This is a genomic window from Methylophaga sp. UBA3603, assembly GCF_002375335.1.
Taxonomy (GTDB): domain Bacteria; phylum Pseudomonadota; class Gammaproteobacteria; order Nitrosococcales; family Methylophagaceae; genus Methylophaga.
In genome coordinates this window covers 256,120-281,284 of sequence record NZ_DFMC01000009.1, presented here as the reverse complement: position 1 = coordinate 281,284, position 25,165 = coordinate 256,120, and the positions used below count along the sequence as shown (strand labels likewise).

Here is a 25,165-nt window from a genome sequence, read left to right as displayed (position 1 = left end):
CTTTGTTTATCAGCCGACAACAATATTAATCAGTCTTCCTGGCACCAGAATAATCTTGCGGATGGTTTTACCATCAATATAACGCTGAACATTTTCATCTGCGATAGCCAGTGGCTCGATATCCGCTTGCTGGGCATTTACATCGACCATCAATTTCGAACGTAGCTTACCATTGACCTGAATCATCAGCTCGGTTTTGTCCTGTTTTAGCGCCTCGGCATCGACTTGAGGCCACTGAGCGTCAATCACGGCTTTGTCATAACCCAGCTGAGACCATAATGCATGACAGATATGCGGCGTAATAGGTGCCAACATCAACACCACTAATTCAAGTACTTCCTGGCGAACTGCCCGCGCCTGAGTATCTTGTTCGGTAAATTTGCTTAAGCCGTTCATCAACTCCATCACTGCTGCAATAGCCGTATTAAACGTATGACGACGCCCCAAATCATCGCTCACTTTTGTCAGTGTCTGGTGGGCCAGACGGCGCAAGTCTGTCGCGGCTTCGGACAGGTCGGTAAGGTTTTTGTCTTTCACTACACCTTTTTCAGTGTGCTCATGAACACTGCGCCATAACCGTTTAAGAAAACGGTTAGCACCCTCCACTGCGTTATCTGACCATTCCAGTGACATTTCGGGTGGCGCGGCAAACATCATAAACAGGCGCGCAGTATCGGCACCGTATTCATCGATTAATGCCTGTGGATCAACAGTGTTACCTTTTGACTTGGACATTTTGGCACCATCTTTCAGTACCATACCCTGAGTTAACAGGTTCTTGAATGGCTCATCACCACTGACAAGACCTTCATCACGTAATAATTTATGGAAGAACCGGGCATACAGTAAATGCAAAACAGCGTGTTCGATGCCACCAATATATTGATCAACCGGTAACCAGTAATCAGCCCGTTGATCCAGCATCGCTTCGTGATTATCGGCACTGGTAAATCGTGCGTAATACCAGGATGATTCAAAGAACGTATCAAAGGTATCGGTTTCTCGGCGAGCCGGTTTGCCACACTCCGGACAATCACATTGATAAAACTCGGGCATGGATTTGATCGGTGAGCCCGAGCCATCGACCACAACATCTTCCGGCAATAACACAGGTAAATCGGTTTCCGGCACGGGAACTGCACCACAGTGATCACAGTAGATTATCGGGATCGGCGTGCCCCAATAACGCTGTCGTGAAACACCCCAGTCACGTAAACGATAGTTGACCTGGCGTTCGCCTTTATTCTGTTTGGTTAATTCATCGGCAATCGCGTCAAAAGCTTCTGCTGAAGTCAGTCCCGTAAACTGCGACGAGTTTACCAAGCGACCTTTTTCAGTAAAGGCATTCTGTTGCAGGTCAATTTCACTGTCGTCCGTTGGTGCAATAACCTGACGAATAGGTAAATCATATTTTTGCGCAAATTCAAAATCACGCTGATCGTGGGCAGGTACAGACATAACCGCGCCGGTGCCATAGCCCATCAATACAAAGTTAGCAACCCAAACTGGAATACGTTCACCACTGACTGGATGAATGACCGATATACCGGTCGCCATGCCTTTTTTCTCAGCGGTTTCCATTGCTGCTTCGGTGGTGTCAGTTTTCTTACATTCTTCGATAAACTGCTGTAACTGCACATTGGTCTCAGCCATACGCAAAGCTAACGGATGTTCTGCTGCAATGGCCAGATAACTGACCCCCATCAGAGTATCTGGACGTGTGGTGTAAACAGCTAGATCCTCATCACTGTCTGCCACAACAAAGGTGATTTGTACACCTTCGGAACGACCAATCCAATTGGCCTGCATGGTTTTGACCTGATCCGGCCAGCCAGATAACTGTTGCAGATCATTACGCAGATCTTCTGCGTAATCTGTGATTTTCATAAACCATTGCGGTATTTCACGACGCTCAACTAATGCACCTGATCGCCAACCACGTCCATCTATAACCTGCTCATTGGCCAATACCGTTTGATCGACCGGATCCCAGTTAACAGCAGCGGTTTTGTTATAAACCAGACCTTTTTTGAATAAGCGTACAAACAGCCATTGTTCCCAACGGTAATAGTCCGGTTTACAGGTGGCGATTTCTCGATCCCAGTCATACGCGAGACCCAGACGCTGTAACTGAGCACGCATATAATCGATGTTTTTGTAGGTCCATTCGGCAGGTGGCACCTGATGTTTTAATGCAGCATTTTCAGCAGGTAAACCAAAGGCATCCCACCCCATTGGTTGCAACACATTTTTGCCCAGCATGCGCTGATAACGTGAAATAACATCACCAATGGTGTAATTACGCACATGCCCCATATGCAGCTGACCGCTGGGATAGGGAAACATCGACAGGCAATAGAATTTTTCTTTACTGGTGTCTTCGGTAGCACGGAAAGTTTGATGCTGCTGCCACCAGGTTTGGGCAGCAGTTTCGATCACATCTGGGCGATAATCAGCTTGCATGGGTTCTCTTTGTGAATACGGTGCAGGAAAGGTGGAAGGATACCTCAGCGACAGAAATGCCGAAAGCACCGAATAGTTTATTGACTCATCAGAGGGTAATTTCTATCGGCTATGCAATCAGAAACAGTGCAGCAGAAGATACTGCACTGTGAAGTTTTATCTAGATTCTGAATTCTTCTAACTTACGTCCACGATTCAGTTCTTCAACTAACCATAAAGGACGTTTACCAAACCCTTTCCAGGTTTTTTGCGGATCTTGCGGATGACGGTATTTGTCAGCACTTTCAGCACGAGGTTTGCGTGCACCTGATAAACCCACTCGCATATTTTTAGCCACAGCCGTCAGGGCTTCTGCAGGAGTAACTTTTTTTTCTTTTGCCAGGGCTCTTACCGCATCAGCCACAGCAACAACATCGCTATCTTTACTATTGAGTTCTGTCACTTTTTTAGTTTTCAATTTTTTAATTTGTTTTTTTGACTGACTAATCAATTTTTGCAGCTCTTGTTCTGAGAGTTTTTCCAGTTGCAAAGCAGATAAATTACTCATCGCATTACCTTTTATCTAAAACTTATAAAAACAAATAATATCAGTATTATTAACTTTGTCTATTTGAAAACTTTTTAATTCCCAGCAGACACCAGTACTTTGTATTTTGCATAAAGTTGATCATGAGATTCAACATTATCTGGATCTTTAGGTATGCAATCCACCGGACAGACTTCTACGCATTGTGGGGTATCAAAATGGCCTACACATTCCGTACACAGGTCAGGATCAATTACATAAATTTCCTCACCTTGCGAAATTGCGCCATTAGGACATTCCGGTTCGCATACATCACAATTAATGCATTCGTCAGTAATAAACAGAGACATGGTTTACTCCGATAACTCTTTATAAAACGGTAATTAAACCGATAAATTTTAACTCGACTGTTTTTTGTCTGCCAGTTGCTGCTGTAATGCCTGTTGTACGCAGGGCGCAACAAATTGGGAAACATCTCCACCCAAAGCCGCTATTTGTCTGATCAGGCTTGATGAAATAAACGTAAATTGTTCTGCCGGAGCCAGAAATAGTGTTTCAACTTCCCACTGTAAACGGCGATTCATTGCGGCAAGTTGAACTTCGTATTCAAAATCTGAAACAGCACGAAGTCCACGAATAATGACTGAGGCATTTCGCTGCATTGCATAATTCACCAATAAACCATCGAAGGATGTAATTTCGATATTGGGTAAATCATCCAGGGTTTGTTTGGCTAATGCCAAACGTTGCTCAATTGAAAATACCGGTTTTTTACCGGTGTCCGCAGCGACAGCAACAATCACTTTTTCAAATAAACGGCTGGCACGTTGAACCAAATCTGTATGCCCGTGGGTAATCGGATCAAATGTACCTGGATAGATGGCGGTGATTGACATGCCAAAACCTTATTGCATTTTAAATAAACAATATCTTACATCACCTGCCTGTTTATCTTTAAATAAATGCCAGGTATCTGGTAACCCAGTCAGATTTTGATGTTTATTACATTCCAGATAAACCAGACTATTTTTATGCAATAAATTTCGCTGAGTTAATAAACCGGCTATTTCAGACCATAAATCCGCACCAAAAGGCGGATCCAGAAAAATAATATCGTAAGGGGTGCTGCATTGATTTAAAAACTGCTGTGCGGTTTGCCTGAACAATGCACATTGCTCTGCAGCTAACATTGTTTTATTGGCCTGCAACTGTTTATAAGCCTGCAGATCCAGTTCAACCATATCAACTTTTGCAGCGCCCCTTGAGGCTGCCTCAAAACCCAAAGCACCGCTACCACTGAATAGATCAATACAAACGGCTTCTGGTAAATGCGGTTGTAACCAGTTAAACAGTGTCTCGCGGATACGATCAGAGGTCGGTCTCAATCCTTCCACGGCAGGGAATGATAATCTTCTCCCACCCCATTGGCCGCCGATAATTCGAACAGATTGACGTGATGTTTTATTCAGCGTCGCCACCCACCAGTATTGTGACCATTTTTTGGGGATGGATACGTTTTTGATAAGCGGCTTTTATTTGATCAACCGTCACTGCGTTCACTCTTGAATTAAAGGTTTCCAGATGATCCAGCGGCAACTGATAAAAGCCCATCATCGCCAGATAATCGGCAATTTTACTATTGCTATCCAGGCGCAAGGCAAATCCACCGGTAATATTTTTCTGTGCGGCTGTGAGTTGTTCTTTAGTGGGGCCCTGCTCAACAAAATCCACTAACGTCTGATTCAGTACATCCAATGCCAGTTCTGCCTGATCATTACGGGTTTGCAGACCAAACTGGTAAGGGCCGGCCTCCCGCATTGGTCTGAAATAACTATAAGCACTATAGGATAAGCCACGTTTTTCACGAATTTCATCACTGATAATGGACACCAGTCCACTGCCACCTAAAACATGATTACCCACATACAGCGGGAAAAAATCTGGATCATCGCGGGTTAAACCAGGTTGCCCCATCAAAATCGTGGTTTGACTCGATGGATAAGGCAAATTCTTTTGTTGGGCAGTTTCAAGTGGTTCAACTTCAGGTAAGGCCGCAGCCTTTTTTCCCGCGGGAAGGCTACCGGAAATTTTTTCTGACAAGGCTTTTGCCTGTTTAATATCCACATCACCTACAATGACCAGTACAGCATTGTTCGCCACATAAAATTGCTGATAAAACTGTTGCAAATCGGCAATGCTGATTTCATCTATTGAAGCTTCGGTGCCTATTGGCATGGATGAATACGGATGGTCATCGTACAGCTGCTGATAAAAAGCGCGATCAGCTATAGCAGAAGGCGATTGTTTTTCGCTTTGCAAACTGGTTTTAACTTGATTAATAAGACGATCAAAAGACCTTTCCGGAAAGGACGGTTGACTGATAACTTCTACAAACGTATCGATAGCAGGTTTTAAAGCATCTGCTTTGGATAAAGTCCGCAAACTCAACACCGCCATATCGCGCTCAGACTCAGAGCTGAATTCGGCACCGACATCATCAAATGCAGTAGCAATAGCATCGGTGTCTTTGTTTTTGGTACCTTGATTGAGCATTGAGCTCGTCAGTAATGCCACCCCGCCTTTCGGATCTCTCGCGGCGCCAGCATCAAATACCAGACGAATGTCCAATATGGGCAATTCCTGGGCTTTGACAAAATATACCTGGGTGCCATTGGCAGTTTGCCAATTTTCTATTTGCGGACTGGCAGAAACGCTAAAGGCCAGTAATAATCCAGTGAATAAAAAAGAGAACTTAGCGAGCATGTGGATCTCCCGAAGTAGGACGTGGAGTAGTATTGTCTGTGGGCATTGGAATCAGTTCTGCGACGGTAAGTCCTTCATCAATAAAATATTTTTGTGCAACCTGTTGAACCTGTTCAGCAGTAATTGCACTGATTTTATCGGGATAACTGTCAACCAGACGCCAATCGAGGCCAACTGTTTCCAGCATGCCTAACTGCATGGCCTGGTAGAAAACACTATCAAGCTGATAGACAGAGCTGGCAATCACCTGAGTTTTGACGCGTTGTAACTCTGCCTCGGTAACGAGTTCAGCTTTAATTTTATCAAGTTGATTCAACACAGCGTGCTTGACGTCCTCGACAGACTTACCTTGAGCAGGTGTACCAGCAATGGTAAATACATCATCCAAACGGGAAAACGCACTGTTATAAGCACTTATTCCGGCAGCTACCTGCTGTTCACGAATCAATTCACGAGAGAACCGGCTACTTGCACCACCATCAAGAATGCCTGCCAGAACATCTAAGGCATAGGGTTCCCAATCTTGCTCAGCAGTTTTAACCACCGGCACTTTCCAGCCCATCATCAAATAAGGCAGTTCTGCAGGCGCTTTTAACTCCAAAGTACGCTTGCCACGCTGAACAACTTCAATCTGAGGTTTAACCGTTGCCAGTTCTTCTGGTTTCAATGGGCCAAAATATTTCTGTGCTAACTGGTAAACCTCGTCGGGCTTAACATCGCCGACCACCACAACGGTTGCGTTATTTGGGGCATACCACATTTGGTACCACTCACGCAGGTCTTCTGGATCATAATGATTAATATCATTCATCCAGCCAATAACCGGGTGATGATAAGGGCTATTCATAAACGCCATGGCATTCATTGCTTCACGTAATAACGAACGTGGATTATCATCAGTACGCATGCGCCGCTCTTCAGCAACCACCTCTCGTTCTTTGAGTAACTCGGCATCATCAATAATCAAGTTGCGCATTCGCTCGGCTTCAAGGCGAAAACTGATTTCCAAACGCTCTTTTTCCAGTGTTTGAAAATAGGCCGTGTAATCACGTCCGGTAAAGGCGTTTTGAGAGCCACCATTTTCGGCAATAATGCGGGAAAACTCATTTGGTCCAAGGTTTTCCGTGCCCTTGAACATCATATGTTCAAGAATATGTGATATACCGGTAATGCCATTGTGCTCATAGCTTGAACCGACTTTGTACCAGACCTGGGAAACCACAACCGGTGCCCGGTTATCCGGTTTGACCAGTAATTTAAGACCATTGTCCAGCTGATATTCACTGACTTGCGCAAAGCCAATAACAGGCACTATCAGCAGTGCCCAAACAAGTTTTTTTAAGGTGTGCATCTGCATCTCACAATTGATCACATGATAAGATTAATAATCGAACACTAACGACAAACCGAGAATATGTTTAGTTTCCTCAGAAAAAAAGCCAAACCCAGCGAAAACAGCAGTGAGGAGCAACTCCTCACTGAACAGCAGTCAGCCGCACATGATGCGGAAAATACCGCAGATACTCAAGCCAGCAATGTTTCAGAGACCCCAGGATTTTTTGGACGCCTCAAACAGGGACTGAGTCGCAGCAGCACCAAATTGACCGAAGGCTTTGCCGATTTGGTACTAGGCAGAAAAACTATTGATGATGATTTGCTTGAAGAACTGGAAACCCAACTGCTCAGTGCAGATTTAGGGATAGAAGCTACACAGACCATCATTAACGACTTAACACAACGTGTTGCCCGTAAGCAGCTTAATGACCCGGAAGCCCTGTTTGCAGCAATGCACGCTGATATGGTGGACATCCTCAAACCAGTTTCCCGACCGCTGCAGATTCCATCATCTGCCAGTCCTTTTGTGATCCTGATGGTGGGTATTAACGGTGTGGGAAAAACGACAACCATTGGCAAACTGGCCAAACAGTTTCAGCTGCAAGGCAAAAAAGTGATGCTGGCGGCCGGTGATACATTTCGTGCTGCAGCTGTTGAACAACTTCAGGTCTGGGGAGAACGTAATCAGATCCCTGTGATTGCCCAACAAAATGGTGCTGATTCTGCCTCGGTTATCTTTGATGCCTTACAAGCGGCCAAAGCCCGGCAGATGGATATTCTGATTGCTGATACGGCGGGTCGTCTACATACCCAATCCAATCTGATGGAAGAGCTGAAAAAAGTAAAACGCGTTATGGCCAAACTGGATGGCAATGCGCCACATGAAGTCATGCTGGTGCTGGATGCCGGCACTGGACAAAATGCTTTGTCCCAGGCTGAACAATTTCATCAGGCGATAGGATTAACCGGTATTACCCTGACGAAACTTGATGGTACGGCAAAAGGCGGTATTATTTTTGCCATCGCTAAAAAAATCGGCTTACCCATTCGTTATATTGGGGTGGGTGAAAAGATCGATGATTTAAGAACCTTTGAAGCAGAGGATTTTGTCGATGCATTACTGGGCCGTGAAACACAACAATGATCCGATTTGAACAGGTTTATAAACGTTATGAAGGCCAGCAGGAAGCCCTGTCAGGTCTTAGCTTTGAACTGCTCTCAGGAGAAATGGCTTTTTTGACCGGTCACTCAGGTGCCGGTAAAAGTACCTTATTAAAACTGATAGCACTGATCGAACGTTGCTCTCATGGTCAGGTGATCGTCAATAATCAAAATCTGAGCCGACTGCCGAAGTGGAAGATCCCCTATTACCGTCGAAAAATTGGCCTGGTGTTTCAGGATCACAATCTGTTACACGATCGTACGGTGTTTGATAATGTTGCTCTGCCATTGATTATTGCAGGTGAAAACCATCGTGAAATTGGTCGGCGGGTGCGAGCAGCTCTCGATAAAGTCGGCTTGCTGGGCAAAGAACGCAACTTACCTATTGCCTTGTCAGGTGGTGAACAGCAACGGGTAGGTATTGCCCGCGCGGTGGTTAATCGTCCGCCGGTTCTGCTGGCCGATGAACCAACAGGAAACCTGGATCCCGAATTATCCCGCGAAATCATGCATTTATTTGAACAGTTCAATCAGGTTGGCGTGACGGTATTTATTGCAAGTCATGACCAGGATTTAATCAGCCAGTTACCTTACCGCCACATTACCCTGCAACAGGGAAGGCTTGCAGAAAACCATTCATGAAACTACTGAATATTCATAATTACCTGCTGCGTCATGTTCAGGTCATGCTCTCCAGTCTGGGTGAGTTATGGCGTCAACCCGTCGCGACTTCAATGACCTTATTGGTGATCGGTATTGCCTTGTTATTACCTGCAGGTTTGTTTGTCATCCTGAAAAATGTCGAACAGGTCAGTGGAGAATGGCAGCATGCCAATCGTATTTCGCTGTTCCTGCAAGATGAAATAAGCGACAAACGTGGCGAGCAATTGGCTGAGCAACTCAAGACCTGGCCCGATATTGTCGATGTTTCATTTCAATCTGCGCAGCAGTCGTTAAATGAATTTCGGGAAATATCGGGACTGGAAAGCCTGTTGGATACATTACCTGAAAATCCGTTGCCTGCGGTGATCATCATCGAACCCGAAGAAGAGCAACAGCAGGAAGCAATTGAGGCATTATTAAAAAGACTCGATGCCTTACCGGAAGTCGATTTGGCACAACTCGATATGCAATGGCTACAACGATTGCGCAGCATCAACGAAACAGGCCAACGCGGCATTAGCATTCTGGCTATCTTGTTATCACTGAGTGTATTGCTGGTTATTGGTAATACTATCCGACTGGCCATTCTTAACCGTCAGACGGAAATACGCGTAATCAAACTGGTTGGCGGTACCAATACATTTGTCAGAAGACCTTTTTTATACACTGGTATGTGGTATGGCTTTCTGGGTGGTGTATTAGCCTGGATAGCGTTACTGATTAGTCTGCTGATTATCAGTGGACCGATTGATGAATTGGCGGCCTTGTATGACAGCCAGTTCACCTTAAAGTGGTTTGGCGGTCAAATGTTATTTGCATTACCAATCTGCGGGCTATTACTGGGAGTCATGGGGGCATGGCTTGCCGTGAGTAGACATTTGAATGCAATTGAGCCAAGCTAATGGTAATAAAGAAACTTTTCACGCATTTACCATTCTAATGGATATATTTTAAAATGCTTTTTGCTAAAATAAAGCGATAGGTTTTCATAGGGAGAACGCACACATGACAACGCATGCAGCCCAATATCAACTTGCCACAGCACCAATTGGCAACCTGGATGCATACACCAATCTCGTGCATCAAATTCCCGTTTTAACGGCTGAAGAAGAGCACGATCTAGCGACACGCCTGCAACAAAATGGCGATCTGGAAGCGGCACAGCGACTGGTATTGTCGCATTTGCGTTTTGTGGTTCGTATTGCCAAAGGCTACAGTGGTTATGGTCTTCCGGTTGCCGACCTGATTCAGGAAGGTAATATTGGTCTGATGAAAGCGGTCAAACGCTTTGACCCGGAAAAAGGTGTCCGACTGGTTTCATTTGCTGTTCACTGGATCCGCGCAGAGATTCACGAGTATGTCATTCGCAACTGGCGGATCGTGAAAATTGCCACTACCAAAGCACAGCGAAAATTATTCTTTAATTTACGTAGTGCCAAACAACGTCTGGGTTGGCTGAATCAGGATGAAATTGAAGCCGTTGCTGATGATCTTGGTGTTACAGCCGCCAATGTCATCGATATGGAGCGCCGTCTGGCTCAACCGGATACATCATTTGATTTGCCGGTTGATAATGACGATGATGAGTCCAGCTATTCACCAGCAGCTTATTTAAAAGCGCCTGATAACAGTGACCCATCGAAACAACTGGAAAATGAAGATTATGCTGACTTTCAACAGCAGAAGCTGGTCAATGCATTAGCAACACTGGATGAACGTAGTCGCGATATTATCAGTAAACGCTGGTTGCATGATGACGATAAAGCCACCTTGCATACATTGGCCGATCAATATCAGGTCTCCGCTGAGCGGATTCGACAGATTGAAAATAATGCGATGAAAAAACTTCGCCAGCTAATGGATTAATAGCAACCATAAAAAAGCCCGCTGACCTTTCGGTAAGCGGGCTTTTTTTTACCCATGCTTACCGTTCAAGCAAAGGTGTTTTGTTAGGTTTACCGTCCCACTCTTCTGCATCATCCAAAGGATCTTTTTTCTCAGATAATACAGGCCAGACTTGTGATAATTCCGCATTAATCTGCAAGAATTCCATTTGTTCATCCGGTAAATCATCTTCAGAAAAAATAGCTTCTGCTGGACATTCGGGTTCGCAAAGTGTGCAATCTATACATTCGTCAGGATCAATAACCAAAAAGTTAGGACCTTCGTGAAAACAGTCTACTGGGCAGACATCAACACAATCAGTATATTTACATTTAATACAGTTTTCAGTGACAACAAAGGTCATGGTGAAATCTCCACAAATACAATTTTTACAGGCCAGACCTGTCAGAATGTTCGATATTCTACATGATTTACCAACGTTCTGGGCAATGATGATAAATACGGTATGATCAACTTTGCTCTGAAGATTACCCGTCTGAAAACAGGATGACCCGATGATAAGAAAAATTCTAATCCTAGCCGTATTTATCAGTTTTTTTCTGATCAGTACTGCATTTGCTGTGTTCAATATGCAAACCGTTTCTCTTGATCTGTTTTTTGTACAATGGCAACTGCCATTGGCCGTTTTATTAATCGCCTTTTTATTATTGGGATTGATAATCGGCGCCACGATTATTGCTTTGAGCACGCTTCGAATCCGCTATGACAATCATCGCTTGGAAAATAAATTACAAAGTGCCGAGCAAGAACTGAACAGCCTGCGTATTTTACCAGTACGAAATAGCCACTAGGCCCAATCATGATGCAATGGCTTTTTTTCCTGTTACCCGTCGCAGCACTGTCAGGTTGGTTTCTGGCCATGCGGCATTATAAAAAACAGCCACAAAGACATGCTAAAGCCTTTAATCCGGAATATTTCAAAGGCTTGAATTATCTTCTCAATGAACAGCCCGATAAAGCAATTGATGTCTTTATCGGACTTCTAGAAGTAAATAGTGAAACGGTCGAAACCCATTTGGCTCTGGCGAACCTTTTCCGTCGCCGTGGCGAAACCGAACGCGCCATTCGTATTCATCAGAACTTGATAGCCCGACCAAGTCTGCACGGCGAACAACGTCTGCAAGCCATGGTGGAACTGGGCCTGGATTATATGCATGCGGGTGTATTGGATCGTGCAGAACACCTGTTTCTTGAATTACTGCAGCAACCGCAGCCTCATCCGGAAGCAGCAAAGCAATTAATGCGCATATACCAACAGGAAAAAAAATGGGCGCAGGCAATTGAAATGGGCAAACAGATTGATGCCAGTAAAACTGCACAGGTGAAACCCTTAATTGCTCAGTTTTATTGTGAACTTGCCGAACAATATACCGACCACGATCGCCACGAAGCATTCAATATGCTCAAGCAAGCCTTGTATCATGATGAAAATTGCGTGAGAGCCAGCCTGCTGGAAGCCCGACTGTTTTTGAGTATAAAGCAGCCCAGAAAAGCGCTTAGTGCGTTGCAGACTATCGAACAGCAAAATCCTAAATTTTTGTCAGAAGCTTTACCTTTCTGGCATGAAGCATATCAGCAATTGGGAGATTTACCGGCATTACGCAACCAGTTAACCCAGCTTATCAGCCGTCATCCACATCTGACTTCTGCCCGTATTATGTTGACCCATATCGTGGCTGAACTGGAAAACAATAAAGCCGCCCAGCAAATGCTTTACGAACAATTACATCACCATCCCTCGGTAGAAGGTTTGCATACCTTGATTAAACTGGGTGAAAACAATCAAATTGCGCTTATCCCTTTGATTGAGCGCATTACCAGAACCATGGTAGAAAAAGGTGATCGTTACACCTGCAAAAACTGTGGTTTCTCAGGCAAAACCATGCACTGGCTGTGTCCTGGTTGTGCCAGCTGGGGCACGGTTCGCCCCACTGAAATTCATCTTACTGCTTTGGAAAAATTACTGGATCCACCTTCATGAATAAAATCCGAATTTATCATAACCCTCGCTGTAGTAAATCACGCGAAACCCTGCTTTTACTGGAAAATCAGCAGCAGGATATTGAGATTGTGGAATATCTTAAGACTCCCCCGACAGCGGAAGAATTATCCGATATCCTGCAGCAGCTTGATATGCAACCAAGACAGTTGTTACGTACTAAAGAAACGCTATACAAGGAATTACAGTTAGATAATAAAGATTTATCTGATCAAGAACTCATCAGAGCCATGTGTGACAACCCGAAACTGATTGAACGCCCCATCGTCATTAAAAACAATCAAGCCATTATTGGCAGACCACCTGAAGCGGTGCTGAATATTCTCTGAGACCCCACTATGAATGAGATTTTGATCCTTTATTACAGCCAGTCCGGGCAGGTCAAAGCTATGGCTGAACAAATTGCGCGTGGTGTGGAAAAACATACTCATTGCACGGCAAGAATTAGAACGGTGCCCAGGGTTTCCACCGTTTGTGAAAAAACCGAACAAGAGATTCCCGCCTCCGGTCACCTTTATGCCACATCGGCTGACTTGCAGGAATGTGCAGGGCTTATTCTGGGTAGCCCTACCCGTTTTGGCAATATGGCAGCTGCACTTAAATATTTTATCGATGGTACCAGTGATGATTGGTTATCCGGCACCCTGAATGGCAAGCCTGCTGCTGTATTTACCTCCACTGGAAGTCTGCATGGAGGTCAGGAAACCACCTTGTTATCCATGATGCTGCCGTTATTACATCACGGTATGGTGATTGCCGGCTTACCTTATACAGAAGCCGCTTTGATGACCACGCAAACTGGCGGCACACCTTATGGTGCCAGCCATTTTGCCGGAGCAGATAATAAACGGACTATGAGTCAGGAAGAAATTGATCTGTGTCAGGCGCTAGGGTTGCGGGTTGCTGAGCTTGCCATTAGGCTTGCCAGATGAAGTTTGTGCACTCACTCCGAATTATTTCGTTAATCAGTTTTTTTGGACTGATGATCAGCTTACTGCTTTGGATTTTAATCGCAGAACACAGTGAAAACTTTCCTGTAGCGGCGTGGCTGATCATAGGCGTGGTGCCATTATTATTTCCAATGAGAGGTGTTCTGTATGGAAAAACCTATACTCATGCCTGGGCCAGTTTTTTGATGTTGTTTTACATTGCTCATGGAATCGGCGAGTTATATAGCAGAGATGCTGTTATCTGGTATCCATTACTGGAAGTGATATTCAGCAGCAGTTTTTTTGTAGCAGCGAATTTATATGTTCGTGCCTCTGCAAAATTGCGAAAAAAATCACAGACTTAATATATTGATAATGTTCCAATATCCGTGACTATTTATTGGAGTTACCTATGAGTACCATTCCTGCCATTCAATCAGCGTATCAAGGCATTCAAAATGGCATGCAAAGCTTGAACAAAAATGCTTTCGCTGTGGCAAGTGAATCAACTAAAGGTGGTGACTTCGTCACGCCTATGGTCGAGATGAATAGCGACAAGCTACAGGTACAGGCTTCAGCAAAAGCTCTGCAAATCAGCTCTGATACACTTGGCTCCCTGCTTGATATCAAAGTCTGAAAAAATTTTCATTCTTCTTAACTCGTAAATACTGGCAACAAAAAGGTATTTGACGCTACACTATAGTCGTTACTGACTACGAAGCCCTATTTTGAGTTTATCCCCATACGTCGCACTTGACGAAAACATTATCCGTGCAGCACTGAATCCCGAAATTATCTCTCAACTTGACAGCCTTCAGGTTTTTTCTGAGGTGACTTCAACCAACGATATTCTCTGGAAAAAAGCCCAAACGGGTATCTCGGGCACAGCAGTATGTCTTGCAGAAATGCAGACCGCTGGCCGTGGTCGTCGTGGTGGTCAGTGGGTTTCACCCGCCAGTGGCAATATTTATCTTTCTTTAATGCGGTCATTAAACATTGAAGATGTCCGTAATGGCCTGAGCATTGCCATCGGCATCGCCTTGATAAATACCCTTCGGACAGAGGGAATAGAAGGTTTGCAATTAAAATGGCCCAATGATGTTTTATATAAGCGACGTAAACTTGCAGGAATTCTTGTAGAATCACGTTACGGAAGCCAAAACTACGTTACCATCGGTATCGGCTTGAACCTTTCACTACCGGATAATTTACATACTGCCATCCCTCAGCCCGTTATCAGCCTTGAGCAACTTTGTAATCCGCTCCCATGTCGCAATCGGCTGGCAGCCAAAATAATTCAAAATATGATTGAAACCCTAGAACTCTTTTCTCATCGTGGTCTTAGTGACTTTCTGCCATTATGGCCACAATATGATGCCCTGCATAATCAGGCTATCAATATCATCAGCGAAAACGGACAATTTACCGCTCTCGCCTGTGGTATCAACGAACAAGGTGAATTACGGTACATGCGTGACCAGCAAGTAGCATACTTATCTAACAGCCATCTCAGTATCAGGTTTGCCTCATGATCTTATTAGTCGATATTGGAAACAGTCAGATTAAATGGACCACGATAAAGTCCAAGGTGTTGGCGGACTCACAACATTTCAGCAGGCCAAAGACCGGTATCAAAGCAGCTTTGAATAAAGCGTGGAAATCACTTGAAGATATCGAGGCTGTTTTTGTCAGTAACGTTGCCGGCGACAAGATTGCCGCACAACTGACCGAATGGATCGACAAACAATGGAAACTGACACCGGTATTTGTGCAAGGTGAGAAAAGAAGGTTTGGTGTGACCAATGCTTACGAACAACCTGAAACACTGGGTGTGGATCGCTGGTTAGCCATTGTCGCCGGTCGCCAGCATGCACGACAGGTTACCTGCATCATTGATTGTGGCACAGCTATCACCGTGGATATCGTGACTGAAAAAGGACAGCATCAGGGCGGTTTGATTGTCCCCGGATTGTCACTGATGAAAAAAATGTTGACCGATAACACCGATGCGCTCAGCAATGTGACACAAGAAAATGAATTTAACTTATTGGCAACCAACACTCATAGCGCTATTCAGGCGGGTACGTTGTACATGGTTACGGCTACCCTGGAAAATCTCATCAATGATCTGCAACAGAATTTCACAGATGAGGTTCGATTTTTAATTACCGGAGGTGATGCTGAGGAATTAATTCCACTCATGCCCCAGCCACTAATCCACGAACCTGATTTAGTGCTGAAAGGTTTGGCGCAATACGCCAGACAAAACAATCAACGCAATAAAAATAAACCGATGAAACAGATTGAGTCCAACTCGGATGAAACCCCGATAGAAGACTCAACAGCATTGCCAGAAAACGCGAACTGAGATAAGCTTTCGCACCCTTAAGGAGAACTGGCCGAGTGGTTGAAGGCGCACGCCTGGAAAGTGTGTATAGGTTAATAGCCTATCGAGGGTTCGAATCCCTCGTTCTCCGCCAAATTAATTTCTTACACTACGGCTTGTTGATCTCCATTGGTCATTCTCCACCCATCGCTTTATCGGATTTTTAAAAGTAATGGTTGATCTTGCGCATGGATATTAAGCATTTTCAGAATACAGAAACCAGCTTCATCTTATTGAACCCAGTTTTTGCTTCCCCTTGGCCGAACTGTCTGAATGAACAGACAATAATAAATTTCTTTATTTTTATTACCGCTATGCATGGCACTCAAATCAAAAAAAGCATAGAATAGCCAACTCTATGGTGGCCCAGCCGGTCTCCTCGCGACGATATGTTGGTTACCACGTCAGGCCCGGAAGGGAGCAGCGCAGCCATCGGACTCGGGCGCCGAGATTGGGCTGGTTTGGGTCACCACCCTTATACCACATTGGGTATCTGACAAGCTGCATGAGTTATCTGGTACTAGCCCGCAAGTGGCGCCCCAAAAAATTTGCCGAAGTTGTCGGCCAGCAGCACGTATTACGTGCGCTGATCAATGGTCTTGACCAAGACCGCTTACATCATGCTTTTTTGTTTGCCGGCACCCGCGGAGTGGGTAAAACCACATTGGCTAGAATATTTGCCAAATCTCTCAATTGTGAACAAGGCATCAGCTCTACTCCCTGTGGCGAGTGTAATAGCTGTGTTGAAGTCGACAACGGTCGTTTTGTTGATTTGATTGAAGTTGATGCCGCGTCGCGTACCAAGGTCGATGATACCCGTGAGCTGCTGGATAATGTTCAATATGCGCCCAGTCGCGGACGCTACAAAGTTTATTTGATCGACGAAGTCCATATGCTGTCCACCAGCAGTTTTAATGCGTTACTAAAAACACTGGAAGAACCCCCTCCTCACGTCAAATTCCTGTTTGCTACAACGGATCCGCAGAAGTTACCAGTCACGATTTTATCTCGTTGCCTGCAATTTAATCTGCGTCGATTAGATATCAAACAAATTTCCGATCATCTGGCGTTTATTCTGCAGCAAGAAAATATAGATTTTGAAGCCGAGGCTTTAAATCAGATTGCCTTTGCTGCTGATGGCAGTATGCGGGATGCTCTGAGCCTGCTGGATCAGGCAATAGCCTTTTCCGGCGGCAAAGTGACAACGGAAATTGTCAGTCAGATGCTGGGCAGTGTTTCCCAACAGCAATTAGTCCAATTGCTTGAAGCGTTAGCTGCTAAAGATGCCAAATCACTCTTGATACATATTGATGAATTGGCCTCTTTAGGCCGTGACTTTGTGGTGGTACTGGATGGTTTGATGACCAGTCTGCAACGCATTGCTACAATTCAATTAATTGCCGACACAGAATCACTAGATCAACAGGATGATGCGGCATTACAGAATTTAGCCAATGTTTTCTCCGCTGAAACAGTACAACTGCTTTACCAGATTGCCTTGCATGGCAAGCGCGATATGCCTTATGCAGCTGACCCACGTAGCGGTTTTGAAATGACCTTGTTGCGGATGTTGAGTTTTCAACCTCAGGCAGTAACTTTTAACGCGGGGCAGCCCCCCGTAAAAAAGTCGCAAGCCAATAGTGAATCAGCGCCTGTTTCGGCAGCGGTAAGTTCATCCGTTGAACCAGCTGCAACGTATTCTCCTCCATCAGGTTCAACGGTTACCCATTCTACAAAAGCTGAGCCTGAGTCCGCAGAACCACCGCCAAGTGCACCAGCAAAACTTGAGGTAAAGGAACCACCGCCGGTCGAGCCTGAATCGCATTCGATAGTGGTCACTAATACTTCAACCGAAGTTCAGCCCAAAGAAACTGCACATTCTAACTCTGACGATGCATCACAGCTGCTCAATTTGACCACAGCAAACTGGACCGCGTTGATTGCACAATTAAAACTGTCCGCATTTGCCAGGCAATTGGCGGATCACTGTGCCTATCTCCGCTCGGATAAAAATAAAATTTATCTTTCCGTCGCATCTGAATTACAGCATCTGGCAAATGATAAATCGGTTGCAAAACTGCAAGCAGCTGTCAGTAAACAGCTACAGTTTGAAGTCACATTAGTGTTCACCGAAACAACTGATACGGAAAATGTCCCGACATTAGCTGCTGAGCGTGCACAACAGGCCGCAGAACTTCAACAAAACGCAGTTGATGCCATTCACAATGATCCTGTGGTTGAACAGATCAAAAATGCATTTAATGCCCGTATAATCGATACAACAATTAAACCCTTATAACTTTAAAGAGGATCTCCTATGAAAGGTGGATTAGGTAATCTGATGAAACAGGCCCAGGAAATGCAGGCCAATATGCAGAAGGCTCAGGAAGAACTGGCCAACGTCGAAGTCACTGGCCAGGCTGGTGGCGGCATGGTGAAAATCATCATGACCGGCAAACACGATGTTAAACGTGTGAGCATTGAAGACAGCCTGTTTCAGGATGATAAAGAGATGCTGGAAGATTTGATTGCAGCAGCTGTTAATGATGCAGTAAAACAAGTCGAGAAAACCACCCAGGAACGCATGGCCGGCATGATGCCTCCAGGCATGAAATTACCTTTCTAATTCAAATATGGCTACTCTCGGTCCCAGCATTGATCAATTGATCCAGGCTTTACGCTGTTTACCCGGCGTGGGGCCAAAATCAGCTCAGCGAATGACGTTTCATTTACTGGAACGCGATCGCAGCGGTGGAGAACATCTTGCAGAAATGCTGAGCAAAGCGCTGACTAATGTAAAACATTGTCAGCGCTGTCGTATTTTAAGTGAAGAAGATATTTGCAGTCGCTGTAACGACAGTTCACGTCGTGAAGATCAACTGTGTATTGTGGAAATGCCCAGTGATGTGATTGCTATTGAACAGGCAACGCATTATCAAGGACAGTATTTCGTGCTGACCGGTCATTTATCACCATTAGATGGTATAGGGCCTGAAGCATTAGGCATCCCCGATCTCATTGAGCGCTTTGATCAGAAAATCGTTACTGAAGTCATTCTGGCAACCAATCCAACGGTTGAAGGCCAGGCTACAGCGCATTATATTAGTGAAATAGCGCGTTCAAGAGACATACATGTAACACGGTTGGCACATGGTATACCATTGGGGGGTGAACTTGAGTATGTTGACAGTGGTACACTGTCTCATGCATTTGCTGGGCGAGAAAAATATTAACCGAACCAAACAATATTAGAGCGGATTTACATGACGGAAATCTATACGGCATACGACTCATTAAAAAACTTTAACGGTCTCATTCACCGCCAGCCGTTGTTTATTTCCAAAAAACTTGATGTCGACAGTTACCACCTGACATTTCTGGATACCGAAGGTAATCCTCTGGGTGAAGACGCGCCCGTACCTGATTTTCTATCGCAGCTTTCAGCCATATTAAAGGCAATAAATCATAATCAAAAAACCTTATTAACCATTCCCGGATCATGGCAAAAAGCACTTTTTGAGTATGAAATGCCTGGAATTGATCTGATCATTGAAGCCAATGATCGTTCAATAACGAAACCGGCCAGTTCACATGTCAGTTATGCGGAAAATGCCAAGAGTAATGTCGGTAATGGTCGGACCCTGCTAATTGATCTGGAAGAGTTCTCTGAAAATGAGATATCTGAAAATCTGCCAAAATGGCGCCAGCAACATCCCGTGTTGTGTGCTTTAAACGTCAATGCCTTCTCACAGTTCAGTCTCTGTCAGTTACATGATATCGATTTACTTCAGGGATTTTTCTACACTCTGCCCGATAACAGTATTGATAAGAAAATCGCTCCTGCTGCACAAACGCTGATGGAGCTTCTGGTCAAGTTGCAGGATCCTGAAGTAGAGGTTGATGAACTGGCGGAAATTATTAATCAGGATGTGGCATTAAGTTATAAATTGCTGCGTCTGATTAACTCAGCTTTTTTTGGCCTTCCCCGTGAAGTTGGCAGTACCCGTCAGGCGATCGTGATGCTGGGTCAGAACAAAATTAAAACATGGGCAAGTCTGTTATGCCTCTCCGGACTCGATGATAAACCCAATGAACTTCGTACCACCGCGATGATTAGAGGGCGGATGTGTGAATTACTGGCGAAACATTATAAAGGCCATGCCGATGTATTTTTCGCCGCGGGTTTGTTTTCCACACTCGATGCGTTAATGGATAAACCGCTTGAAGTACTGTTGCAGGACCTGCCATTAAGCGAAGAACTGCACTCAGCGCTTTTACACAAAGAAGGCCCGGCAGGTAATGCTCTGAATCAGGTACTGAATTATGAGCGCGGTAATTGGTCTGCAATTGATTATTCAGTGGCGAGTTCTGATGCCTTATTATCTGCGTATCTGGATGCACTTTACTGGGCTAAAGAGTTAAATCTCCAGCTAAACGATTAATGGCTATAAGCTGGTTAGCAACTCCTGAGGATAGCCCTTTTCCACCAGTCGATCAGGCGACATCCCATGGTTTGCTAGCGGCCGGTGGAGATTTATCCATCACCCGCCTTCTCAATGCCTATCGTCATGGCATTTTCCCCTGGTTTAACGCATATGATCCGATTTTATGGTGGAGCCCTGATCCGCGAATGGTATTTAATACCGATAAAATGCATATCAGCAAAAGCTTAAAAAAAGTATTACGACAAAAACCATTCGATATTACATTTGATCAGGATTTTAAAGGGGTTATGCATGCCTGTGCTGCGCCCAGACTATTAAAGTTGCCTGTTGAGCAACATGAAACCTGGATCCATAATGAAATGATTTCGGCTTATATGGAACTGCACCATGCCGGATATGCTCACAGTGTGGAATGCTGGCAGCAGGGAGAGCTCGTTGGAGGAGTTTACGGTGTCGCAATTGGGAAGATGTTTTTTGGTGAATCCATGTTCAGCTTTAAAACCAATGCCTCAAAAATTGCTTTAGTAGCTCTGGCTCAGCAGCTAAAACAATGGGGTTATCCTTTGATTGATTGTCAGGTATATTCCGAACACCTATCTCGTCTTGGCGCAGTCACTCTGCCAAGAGAAATTTTTGTGCAACAAGTACAAATGCTTTGCGCACTGCCCGGCCAGACTGGCTATTGGCAAACCACAACACTTCCTTTTTCCTATGAGCCTTGATTTTTACCAGGATCGTCCGCATGCCTGCTCATATCTTGAAGACCGGCAGGCGCGAAATATTTATCCCGACCCAATGCGGCCGCTGACAAATGCCTTATACAGCCAATTGATTCAGCACGGATTCCGCCGCAGTGGAGAACATGTTTATCGTCCATTTTGTCAATCATGCAATGCCTGTGTTCCGGTCAGAATATCGGTTAACCATTTCCGTCCTAACCGCAGCCAACGACGCTGCCTGAAAAAAAATGATGACGTCAGTCTAAGCATCCGGCCCGCAGTGTTTGATGATGAACACTATGATCTTTATCAACGCTACCTGGCGCATCGCCATGCTGGCGGGGGAATGGATAATCCAAGCAAAGACACCTATCTTCAGTTCCTCACCAGCAGTTGGAGTGATACGGCATTTATAGAATTCAGAACACCGGAAAAACTGCTGGCTGTAGCGATTACCGATTTTGTAAACGACGCTGCTTCAGCGTTCTATACGTTTTTTGACCCTGAATATTCGGACAGAAGTTTAGGTACCTTTGCTATTCTCAAACAGATTGAATTAGCGCAACAACAGAATTTATCCTGGTTGTATTTAGGCTACTGGATTGGTGATAGCCCTAAAATGCGATACAAGAGCCATTTCTCTGCATTACAGCAATTTGATGGCCAATGGCGCGAGTTTGATAAAAAAGCTTTGAATAATCAGTAATATTACGGCAAAATGGATCTTTTAATAGTTAGGTAAAATCAGACCTGTATGGCAAAAGAAGATCATATTGAATTCGAAGGCACTGTCATTGACACCATGCCCAATACCACTTTCCGTGTTGAACTGGAAAATGGACATGTTGTTACAGCACATATTTCGGGAAAAATGCGTAAAAACTACATCCGCATTCTGACCGGAGATAAAGTGACTGTGCAGCTGACCCCGTACGATTTAAGCAAAGGCCGCATTGTTTATCGCGCCCGCTAACCGCTAAAAGTAACAACTGCTGTCACTAAAAGTTGTTGTTAAACTCCGTTTTTAATGCTGTCGCCAGGCAGCTGCAATTGCCAAACCTAACATCCCCACAAAGGTCAGCAACGTCCAGGCAGGTATACTGAGGGTCAGAAATGTCCAGGATATTTCCGCACATTCTCCTGAACCGCTCAGCACCATGGACAACGCATCGGTCAACGGAAAGTTTTCCATAATAAAACCCATTCCGGGGCCGCAACTGGGTACCTGATCGGCAGGCAAACTCTGCAACCAGACATGTCGTGCTGAAACGGCCGCACCGAGTAATGCCGTTAAACCAATCAGACCCGCATAAATTTTAGTACCTGTTTTGGCAGGATTATGTATCGCTGCTATCAGAAAAAATATCCCGGTAACCATTACCAATACACGTTGCAAAATGCACAGCGGACAAGGCTCCAATTCCATTACATGCTGCATATAGAGAGCAGCCACAAATAAGCTGAAACAAAATAAAAATCCGCCAAACAATAGCTTGCGTGTGGTGATCAAAACGGTTTCCTCCATTGGATTAATTTGTGCTAAGTTAACCTAAAAACCGCATCAGATAAAGGGTTAAGTCATGTCAGAAAATAACTTCGAAGAAAAGTTCACAGCAGCCTATGACAAAATGATGGAACGTATTCAGCATTTTTTTGAGGAATCTGAAACCAATGCTGTTCCTACCCTGAAACAACGCATTGAACTGGCAAAATTACGCGCTATAGAGTTACGGGAAGTCACCGCAGAAGAAGCCGACAAAATTGCCTATTATGTTGAGCGCGATTTACATGATGCTGCGGAATATCTGGAAACAACAGGCAAGGAATTTTCCACCTGGTTTAATTTTGATTTGCAGCTCGTTGAAGCGCGACTATATGAATTATTTGCCTCTGTCGCAGACCGCACCCGCCTTGAACTCGGCCAGCTGGCCAGTCAGGCGCAAATGGCACAGCAATATCACACCGGAGAAATTACCGGTATAGGCACTTTATTCTGTGATTCATGCGGTACACAAATGCACTTCAAGAAAACAGGTCGAATCCCTCCTTGCCCGAAATGTCACCACACGGAATTCAGGCGCTATTCAAAATAAGCTTTAAATAAAATCTTCCGGCCAATAGAAAGCACCTTCTGCAACCAATTCGCAACAGACATCAGCTAATGCTGGGTATTTGCGTAATTGCTGCCAATCCTTTTGGTCGAGTTGAGATTTGGTGGTTAGCCATGACAGCGTTTCCCCTGCAGCCAACTCAACAAAATAAGCTTCACCAGCAACAAATAAATATGCCGTAGCAGCATCATTATGCCAGGCAAAGCGCAAATACCCATTGCGTTGCAAATACTCGCCGTTGTTAAACCGTCCATCCAGTTCCACCAGCGTCGGTTTATCGGTGATAAATTCGTCGGCCAGCTCCTGTAAGGTCGATTTGGTTTCCGTGACCAGGCGCCCTGCCGCTAAAGCCATAAAGCCAGAGTTTTCATTGATGGTTTTCAGCAATAAATTCTGAAACCGCTTTACTGCACTGTCATCAATTTCCGTTGAGGAAGACACTGTGCTTATATCGGCATCAGCATAAAGTTGTTCTGCAATATCCTGCTCTTGCAGTGTATGACTGAAGACATCGAGCAACTGTAACTGCGATGGGGCCCTAAAACCTACTGAAAACGTCAGGCATGGATTTAATGCCACTCCATGATGAGCATAGTGCGGTGGTAAATAGAGCATATCTCCAGGATGCAAATCCCATTGCTGATCCGCTGAAAACTGCTGCAATATACGTAAATCGGTATCATCTCTGAAAACCGCATTGGCTAACGGTTTATCACTGATCTGCCAATGTCTGGTTCCCTGCGCCTGCAGTAAAAATACATCGTAGCTATCGGTATGCGGTCCAACTGAACCTCCCTCCGGTGCGTAACTAATCATTACATCATCCCGACGCCAGTCGGCAATAAAATCAAAGTCTATTAGCAGCTTCTGTAACGGTGGATAATGTTTATCCATATCCTGGACCAGTAACGTCCAGTGAGTTTCCGGTAAAGCGGCAAAATCATCTTCATCAAAAGGACCATGTTGCAGCTGCCAGGGCCTCTCACCAAACTCTTGAATCAAACGTGATTCGATTTCTATTTCACCTGCAAACGCCGCTAAATCCTCTTGCGTCAGATCACTGACGGGCAGCGGAAATGCCTGACGAATCACTAACGGTTTCTTTTGCCAGTATTCATCGAGAAACTGCTGCTGAGTCAAACCGGTATTAAAAAACGCTGTCATAAGCTTGCTGCATGAAACTGTAACTGGGGGTAAAGCCTTGGGCCTTCATTGTGAATAACAACGCGACTAATGGCGGCGTAAGGCACTTGAATGCGAAACATTGCCTCCAGCGGCATTGCTAACACCTCGGCGAGAATAACGCGAATAACCCCTGCATGAGCAATCAGCAAAATATGATTATCGGTATGCGATTGCACCAGGGTTTGCCAGGCTTTATGAATACGCCGCTGAAACGCTAATAATGGTTCGGCATTGGCTGGTGTGTTATTTATCGGGTCATCATAAAAGGCATAAAACTCTTTTTTGTTCTGTTGCTCCAATTCATTGGCCGTTTTACCTTCCCAGTCACCAAAGCCGATTTCTATAAATCCCGCATCACATTGCAATGAAATTGCATGTTTATCAGAAAGTTCTTTGGCAAAATCAGCGCAACGAATTAATGTGGAACTGACTATTTTTTGCCAGGGCTGTTTATTTTCAGTTGCACAGCGCATCTGCTTCCACCCTAACTCACTTAAAGGATCATCCAGTTGCCCACGATAGCGCATTCCGCCCTGGGGTTCTCCATGACGCATCAAATCGATCACTAAAGCCAT

Annotated in this window: 31 protein-coding genes, 1 tRNA gene and 1 other RNA gene; 22 read left to right on the top strand and 11 right to left on the bottom strand. The window is 44.8% G+C overall.

The window, feature by feature from the left end; all coding sequences use genetic code 11:
- Positions 1 to 9: 9 nt before the first annotated feature.
- The 7 genes from leuS to B4F66_RS08615 all read right to left on the bottom strand — a co-directional run bounded on the left by leuS (position 10) and on the right by B4F66_RS08615 (position 7,103).
- Positions 10 to 2,463, bottom strand: a complete 2,454-nt coding sequence (leuS, locus tag B4F66_RS08645; RefSeq protein WP_292354764.1) for a leucine--tRNA ligase — start codon at positions 2,461 to 2,463, stop codon at positions 10 to 12.
- 160 nt (positions 2,464 to 2,623) lie between these two features.
- Positions 2,624 to 3,010 (bottom strand): H-NS histone family protein, encoded by a 387-nt coding sequence (locus B4F66_RS08640; RefSeq protein ID WP_014706484.1) that lies wholly within the window; start codon positions 3,008 to 3,010, stop codon positions 2,624 to 2,626.
- A gap of 74 nt (positions 3,011 to 3,084) precedes the next feature.
- Complete coding sequence (locus B4F66_RS08635) at positions 3,085 to 3,339, bottom strand: YfhL family 4Fe-4S dicluster ferredoxin (protein ID WP_014706483.1); 255 nt, start codon at positions 3,337 to 3,339, stop codon at positions 3,085 to 3,087.
- A gap of 48 nt (positions 3,340 to 3,387) precedes the next feature.
- Positions 3,388 to 3,885 carry a pantetheine-phosphate adenylyltransferase gene (gene coaD, locus B4F66_RS08630; RefSeq protein ID WP_014706482.1) on the bottom strand — a complete coding sequence of 166 codons (498 nt, stop codon included), beginning with the start codon at positions 3,883 to 3,885 and terminating at the stop codon, positions 3,388 to 3,390.
- Between the two features lie 9 nt (positions 3,886 to 3,894).
- Positions 3,895 to 4,467, bottom strand: coding sequence for a 16S rRNA (guanine(966)-N(2))-methyltransferase RsmD (rsmD, locus tag B4F66_RS08625; RefSeq protein ID WP_292354759.1), 573 nt, complete (start codon positions 4,465 to 4,467; stop codon positions 3,895 to 3,897).
- Entirely contained in the window at positions 4,451 to 5,752 is a 1,302-nt protein-coding gene (locus tag B4F66_RS08620) for a M16 family metallopeptidase (RefSeq protein WP_292354757.1), read from the bottom strand. Before B4F66_RS08620 ends, rsmD begins: the two co-directional genes overlap by 17 nt.
- Positions 5,742 to 7,103, bottom strand: a complete 1,362-nt coding sequence (locus tag B4F66_RS08615; RefSeq protein WP_292354755.1) for a M16 family metallopeptidase — start codon at positions 7,101 to 7,103, stop codon at positions 5,742 to 5,744. The genes B4F66_RS08620 and B4F66_RS08615 overlap by 11 nt, the downstream gene beginning before the upstream one ends.
- Before the next feature lie 63 nt (positions 7,104 to 7,166).
- On the opposite strand from B4F66_RS08615, the gene ftsY reads away from it, so the two are divergent.
- The 4 genes from ftsY to rpoH all read left to right on the top strand — a co-directional run bounded on the left by ftsY (position 7,167) and on the right by rpoH (position 10,777).
- Positions 7,167 to 8,231 (top strand): signal recognition particle-docking protein FtsY, encoded by a 1,065-nt coding sequence (ftsY, locus tag B4F66_RS08610; protein WP_292354753.1) that lies wholly within the window; start codon positions 7,167 to 7,169, stop codon positions 8,229 to 8,231.
- Entirely contained in the window at positions 8,228 to 8,890 is a 663-nt protein-coding gene (gene ftsE, locus B4F66_RS08605) for a cell division ATP-binding protein FtsE (RefSeq protein WP_292354751.1), read from the top strand. The genes ftsY and ftsE overlap by 4 nt, the downstream gene beginning before the upstream one ends.
- A complete protein-coding gene (gene ftsX / locus B4F66_RS08600) occupies positions 8,887 to 9,813 on the top strand; it encodes a permease-like cell division protein FtsX (RefSeq protein ID WP_292354749.1) in 927 nt (308 codons plus the stop codon). Before ftsE ends, ftsX begins: the two co-directional genes overlap by 4 nt.
- Positions 9,814 to 9,916: 103 nt before the next feature.
- On the top strand, positions 9,917 to 10,777 hold the full coding sequence (rpoH, locus tag B4F66_RS08595; RefSeq protein WP_292354747.1) for an RNA polymerase sigma factor RpoH: 861 nt from the start codon (positions 9,917 to 9,919) through the stop codon (positions 10,775 to 10,777).
- A gap of 58 nt (positions 10,778 to 10,835) precedes the next feature.
- Here the strand turns inward: rpoH and fdxA are convergent, their stop codons facing one another.
- Positions 10,836 to 11,159, bottom strand: coding sequence for a ferredoxin FdxA (gene fdxA / locus B4F66_RS08590; RefSeq protein WP_069296830.1), 324 nt, complete (start codon positions 11,157 to 11,159; stop codon positions 10,836 to 10,838).
- A 151-nt stretch (positions 11,160 to 11,310) separates the two neighbouring features.
- Here fdxA and B4F66_RS08585 point away from each other — a divergent pair, with 151 nt between their 5' ends.
- The 17 genes from B4F66_RS08585 (at position 11,311) to infA (ending at position 22,267) form a co-directional block, all read left to right on the top strand.
- A complete protein-coding gene (locus B4F66_RS08585; RefSeq protein ID WP_292354743.1) occupies positions 11,311 to 11,607 on the top strand; it encodes a lipopolysaccharide assembly protein LapA domain-containing protein in 297 nt (98 codons plus the stop codon).
- Between the two features lie 8 nt (positions 11,608 to 11,615).
- Entirely contained in the window at positions 11,616 to 12,797 is a 1,182-nt protein-coding gene (gene lapB / locus B4F66_RS08580) for a lipopolysaccharide assembly protein LapB (protein WP_292402000.1), read from the top strand.
- Positions 12,794 to 13,144, top strand: a complete 351-nt coding sequence (arsC, locus tag B4F66_RS08575; RefSeq protein WP_292354738.1) for an arsenate reductase (glutaredoxin) — start codon at positions 12,794 to 12,796, stop codon at positions 13,142 to 13,144. Before lapB ends, arsC begins: the two co-directional genes overlap by 4 nt.
- A gap of 9 nt (positions 13,145 to 13,153) precedes the next feature.
- Entirely contained in the window at positions 13,154 to 13,747 is a 594-nt protein-coding gene (wrbA, locus tag B4F66_RS08570) for an NAD(P)H:quinone oxidoreductase (protein ID WP_292354736.1), read from the top strand.
- Positions 13,744 to 14,109: a DUF2069 domain-containing protein gene (locus tag B4F66_RS08565; RefSeq protein ID WP_292354734.1), complete on the top strand. Its 366-nt coding sequence runs from the start codon at positions 13,744 to 13,746 to the stop codon at positions 14,107 to 14,109. Before wrbA ends, B4F66_RS08565 begins: the two co-directional genes overlap by 4 nt.
- A 47-nt stretch (positions 14,110 to 14,156) precedes the next feature.
- Positions 14,157 to 14,381: a hypothetical protein gene (locus B4F66_RS08560; protein WP_292354732.1), complete on the top strand. Its 225-nt coding sequence runs from the start codon at positions 14,157 to 14,159 to the stop codon at positions 14,379 to 14,381.
- Between the two features lie 91 nt (positions 14,382 to 14,472).
- On the top strand, positions 14,473 to 15,276 hold the full coding sequence (locus B4F66_RS08555) for a biotin--[acetyl-CoA-carboxylase] ligase (protein WP_292354731.1): 804 nt from the start codon (positions 14,473 to 14,475) through the stop codon (positions 15,274 to 15,276).
- Positions 15,273 to 16,112 (top strand): type III pantothenate kinase, encoded by an 840-nt coding sequence (locus tag B4F66_RS08550; RefSeq protein ID WP_292354730.1) that lies wholly within the window; start codon positions 15,273 to 15,275, stop codon positions 16,110 to 16,112. The genes B4F66_RS08555 and B4F66_RS08550 overlap by 4 nt, the downstream gene beginning before the upstream one ends.
- 21 nt (positions 16,113 to 16,133) lie before the next feature.
- Positions 16,134 to 16,224, top strand: a tRNA-Ser gene (locus B4F66_RS08545).
- 274 nt (positions 16,225 to 16,498) lie between these two features.
- Positions 16,499 to 16,595: signal recognition particle sRNA small type (gene ffs, locus B4F66_RS08540), an RNA gene on the top strand.
- A 40-nt stretch (positions 16,596 to 16,635) separates the two neighbouring features.
- Positions 16,636 to 18,429: a DNA polymerase III subunit gamma/tau gene (gene dnaX / locus B4F66_RS08535; protein WP_292354728.1), complete on the top strand. Its 1,794-nt coding sequence runs from the start codon at positions 16,636 to 16,638 to the stop codon at positions 18,427 to 18,429.
- An 18-nt stretch (positions 18,430 to 18,447) separates the two neighbouring features.
- Positions 18,448 to 18,756 carry a YbaB/EbfC family nucleoid-associated protein gene (locus tag B4F66_RS08530; protein ID WP_292354726.1) on the top strand — a complete coding sequence of 103 codons (309 nt, stop codon included), beginning with the start codon at positions 18,448 to 18,450 and terminating at the stop codon, positions 18,754 to 18,756.
- Positions 18,757 to 18,763: 7 nt separating this feature from the next.
- Positions 18,764 to 19,363: a recombination mediator RecR gene (gene recR, locus B4F66_RS08525; RefSeq protein WP_292354724.1), complete on the top strand. Its 600-nt coding sequence runs from the start codon at positions 18,764 to 18,766 to the stop codon at positions 19,361 to 19,363.
- Between the two features lie 30 nt (positions 19,364 to 19,393).
- Positions 19,394 to 20,572 (top strand): EAL and HDOD domain-containing protein, encoded by a 1,179-nt coding sequence (locus B4F66_RS08520; RefSeq protein WP_292354722.1) that lies wholly within the window; start codon positions 19,394 to 19,396, stop codon positions 20,570 to 20,572.
- Positions 20,572 to 21,297 (top strand): leucyl/phenylalanyl-tRNA--protein transferase, encoded by a 726-nt coding sequence (gene aat / locus B4F66_RS08515; protein ID WP_292354720.1) that lies wholly within the window; start codon positions 20,572 to 20,574, stop codon positions 21,295 to 21,297. The genes B4F66_RS08520 and aat overlap by 1 nt, the downstream gene beginning before the upstream one ends.
- Complete coding sequence (locus B4F66_RS08510; RefSeq protein ID WP_292354718.1) at positions 21,287 to 22,000, top strand: arginyltransferase; 714 nt, start codon at positions 21,287 to 21,289, stop codon at positions 21,998 to 22,000. Before aat ends, B4F66_RS08510 begins: the two co-directional genes overlap by 11 nt.
- A gap of 48 nt (positions 22,001 to 22,048) precedes the next feature.
- Positions 22,049 to 22,267 (top strand): translation initiation factor IF-1, encoded by a 219-nt coding sequence (infA, locus tag B4F66_RS08505; protein ID WP_009726411.1) that lies wholly within the window; start codon positions 22,049 to 22,051, stop codon positions 22,265 to 22,267.
- 51 nt (positions 22,268 to 22,318) lie between these two features.
- On the opposite strand, the gene B4F66_RS08500 is transcribed toward infA, so the two are convergent.
- Positions 22,319 to 22,804 carry a disulfide bond formation protein B gene (locus tag B4F66_RS08500; RefSeq protein WP_292354710.1) on the bottom strand — a complete coding sequence of 162 codons (486 nt, stop codon included), beginning with the start codon at positions 22,802 to 22,804 and terminating at the stop codon, positions 22,319 to 22,321.
- A gap of 70 nt (positions 22,805 to 22,874) precedes the next feature.
- Here B4F66_RS08500 and B4F66_RS08495 point away from each other — a divergent pair, with 70 nt between their 5' ends.
- Positions 22,875 to 23,387 (top strand): zinc ribbon-containing protein, encoded by a 513-nt coding sequence (locus B4F66_RS08495; protein ID WP_292354708.1) that lies wholly within the window; start codon positions 22,875 to 22,877, stop codon positions 23,385 to 23,387.
- 3 nt (positions 23,388 to 23,390) lie between these two features.
- On the opposite strand, the gene B4F66_RS08490 is transcribed toward B4F66_RS08495, so the two are convergent.
- Complete coding sequence (locus B4F66_RS08490) at positions 23,391 to 24,569, bottom strand: cupin domain-containing protein (protein WP_292354706.1); 1,179 nt, start codon at positions 24,567 to 24,569, stop codon at positions 23,391 to 23,393.
- Positions 24,566 to 25,165, bottom strand: a complete 600-nt coding sequence (locus tag B4F66_RS08485) for a histidine phosphatase family protein (RefSeq protein ID WP_292354705.1) — start codon at positions 25,163 to 25,165, stop codon at positions 24,566 to 24,568. The genes B4F66_RS08490 and B4F66_RS08485 overlap by 4 nt, the downstream gene beginning before the upstream one ends.

Bases quoted from the DNA above. Each gene is read 5' to 3' on its own strand.
- B4F66_RS08530 (WP_292354726.1), top strand. From the start codon at position 18,448: ATGAAAGGTGGATTAGGTAATCTGATGAAACAGGCCCAGGAAATGCAG.
- B4F66_RS08615 (WP_292354755.1), bottom strand. From the start codon at position 7,103: ATGCACACCTTAAAAAAACTTGTTTGGGCACTGCTGATAGTGCCTGTT.
- lapB (WP_292402000.1), top strand. From the start codon at position 11,616: ATGATGCAATGGCTTTTTTTCCTGTTACCCGTCGCAGCACTGTCAGGT.
- B4F66_RS08560 (WP_292354732.1), top strand. From the start codon at position 14,157: ATGAGTACCATTCCTGCCATTCAATCAGCGTATCAAGGCATTCAAAAT.
- dnaX (WP_292354728.1), top strand. From the start codon at position 16,636: ATGAGTTATCTGGTACTAGCCCGCAAGTGGCGCCCCAAAAAATTTGCC.
- B4F66_RS08495 (WP_292354708.1), top strand. From the start codon at position 22,875: ATGTCAGAAAATAACTTCGAAGAAAAGTTCACAGCAGCCTATGACAAA.
- recR (WP_292354724.1), top strand. From the start codon at position 18,764: ATGGCTACTCTCGGTCCCAGCATTGATCAATTGATCCAGGCTTTACGC.
- arsC (WP_292354738.1), top strand. From the start codon at position 12,794: ATGAATAAAATCCGAATTTATCATAACCCTCGCTGTAGTAAATCACGC.
- ftsE (WP_292354751.1), top strand. From the start codon at position 8,228: ATGATCCGATTTGAACAGGTTTATAAACGTTATGAAGGCCAGCAGGAA.
- ftsY (WP_292354753.1), top strand. From the start codon at position 7,167: ATGTTTAGTTTCCTCAGAAAAAAAGCCAAACCCAGCGAAAACAGCAGT.
- B4F66_RS08520 (WP_292354722.1), top strand. From the start codon at position 19,394: ATGACGGAAATCTATACGGCATACGACTCATTAAAAAACTTTAACGGT.
- B4F66_RS08485 (WP_292354705.1), bottom strand. From the start codon at position 25,165: ATGGCTTTAGTGATCGATTTGATGCGTCATGGAGAACCCCAGGGCGGA.
- wrbA (WP_292354736.1), top strand. From the start codon at position 13,154: ATGAATGAGATTTTGATCCTTTATTACAGCCAGTCCGGGCAGGTCAAA.
- fdxA (WP_069296830.1), bottom strand. From the start codon at position 11,159: ATGACCTTTGTTGTCACTGAAAACTGTATTAAATGTAAATATACTGAT.
- coaD (WP_014706482.1), bottom strand. From the start codon at position 3,885: ATGTCAATCACCGCCATCTATCCAGGTACATTTGATCCGATTACCCAC.
- B4F66_RS08490 (WP_292354706.1), bottom strand. From the start codon at position 24,569: ATGACAGCGTTTTTTAATACCGGTTTGACTCAGCAGCAGTTTCTCGAT.
- ftsX (WP_292354749.1), top strand. From the start codon at position 8,887: ATGAAACTACTGAATATTCATAATTACCTGCTGCGTCATGTTCAGGTC.
- leuS (WP_292354764.1), bottom strand. From the start codon at position 2,463: ATGCAAGCTGATTATCGCCCAGATGTGATCGAAACTGCTGCCCAAACC.
- B4F66_RS08635 (WP_014706483.1), bottom strand. From the start codon at position 3,339: ATGTCTCTGTTTATTACTGACGAATGCATTAATTGTGATGTATGCGAA.
- B4F66_RS08550 (WP_292354730.1), top strand. From the start codon at position 15,273: ATGATCTTATTAGTCGATATTGGAAACAGTCAGATTAAATGGACCACG.
- rpoH (WP_292354747.1), top strand. From the start codon at position 9,917: ATGACAACGCATGCAGCCCAATATCAACTTGCCACAGCACCAATTGGC.
- B4F66_RS08585 (WP_292354743.1), top strand. From the start codon at position 11,311: ATGATAAGAAAAATTCTAATCCTAGCCGTATTTATCAGTTTTTTTCTG.
- B4F66_RS08640 (WP_014706484.1), bottom strand. From the start codon at position 3,010: ATGAGTAATTTATCTGCTTTGCAACTGGAAAAACTCTCAGAACAAGAG.
- infA (WP_009726411.1), top strand. From the start codon at position 22,049: ATGGCAAAAGAAGATCATATTGAATTCGAAGGCACTGTCATTGACACC.
- B4F66_RS08510 (WP_292354718.1), top strand. From the start codon at position 21,287: ATGAGCCTTGATTTTTACCAGGATCGTCCGCATGCCTGCTCATATCTT.
- B4F66_RS08565 (WP_292354734.1), top strand. From the start codon at position 13,744: ATGAAGTTTGTGCACTCACTCCGAATTATTTCGTTAATCAGTTTTTTT.
- B4F66_RS08620 (WP_292354757.1), bottom strand. From the start codon at position 5,752: ATGCTCGCTAAGTTCTCTTTTTTATTCACTGGATTATTACTGGCCTTT.
- aat (WP_292354720.1), top strand. From the start codon at position 20,572: ATGGCTATAAGCTGGTTAGCAACTCCTGAGGATAGCCCTTTTCCACCA.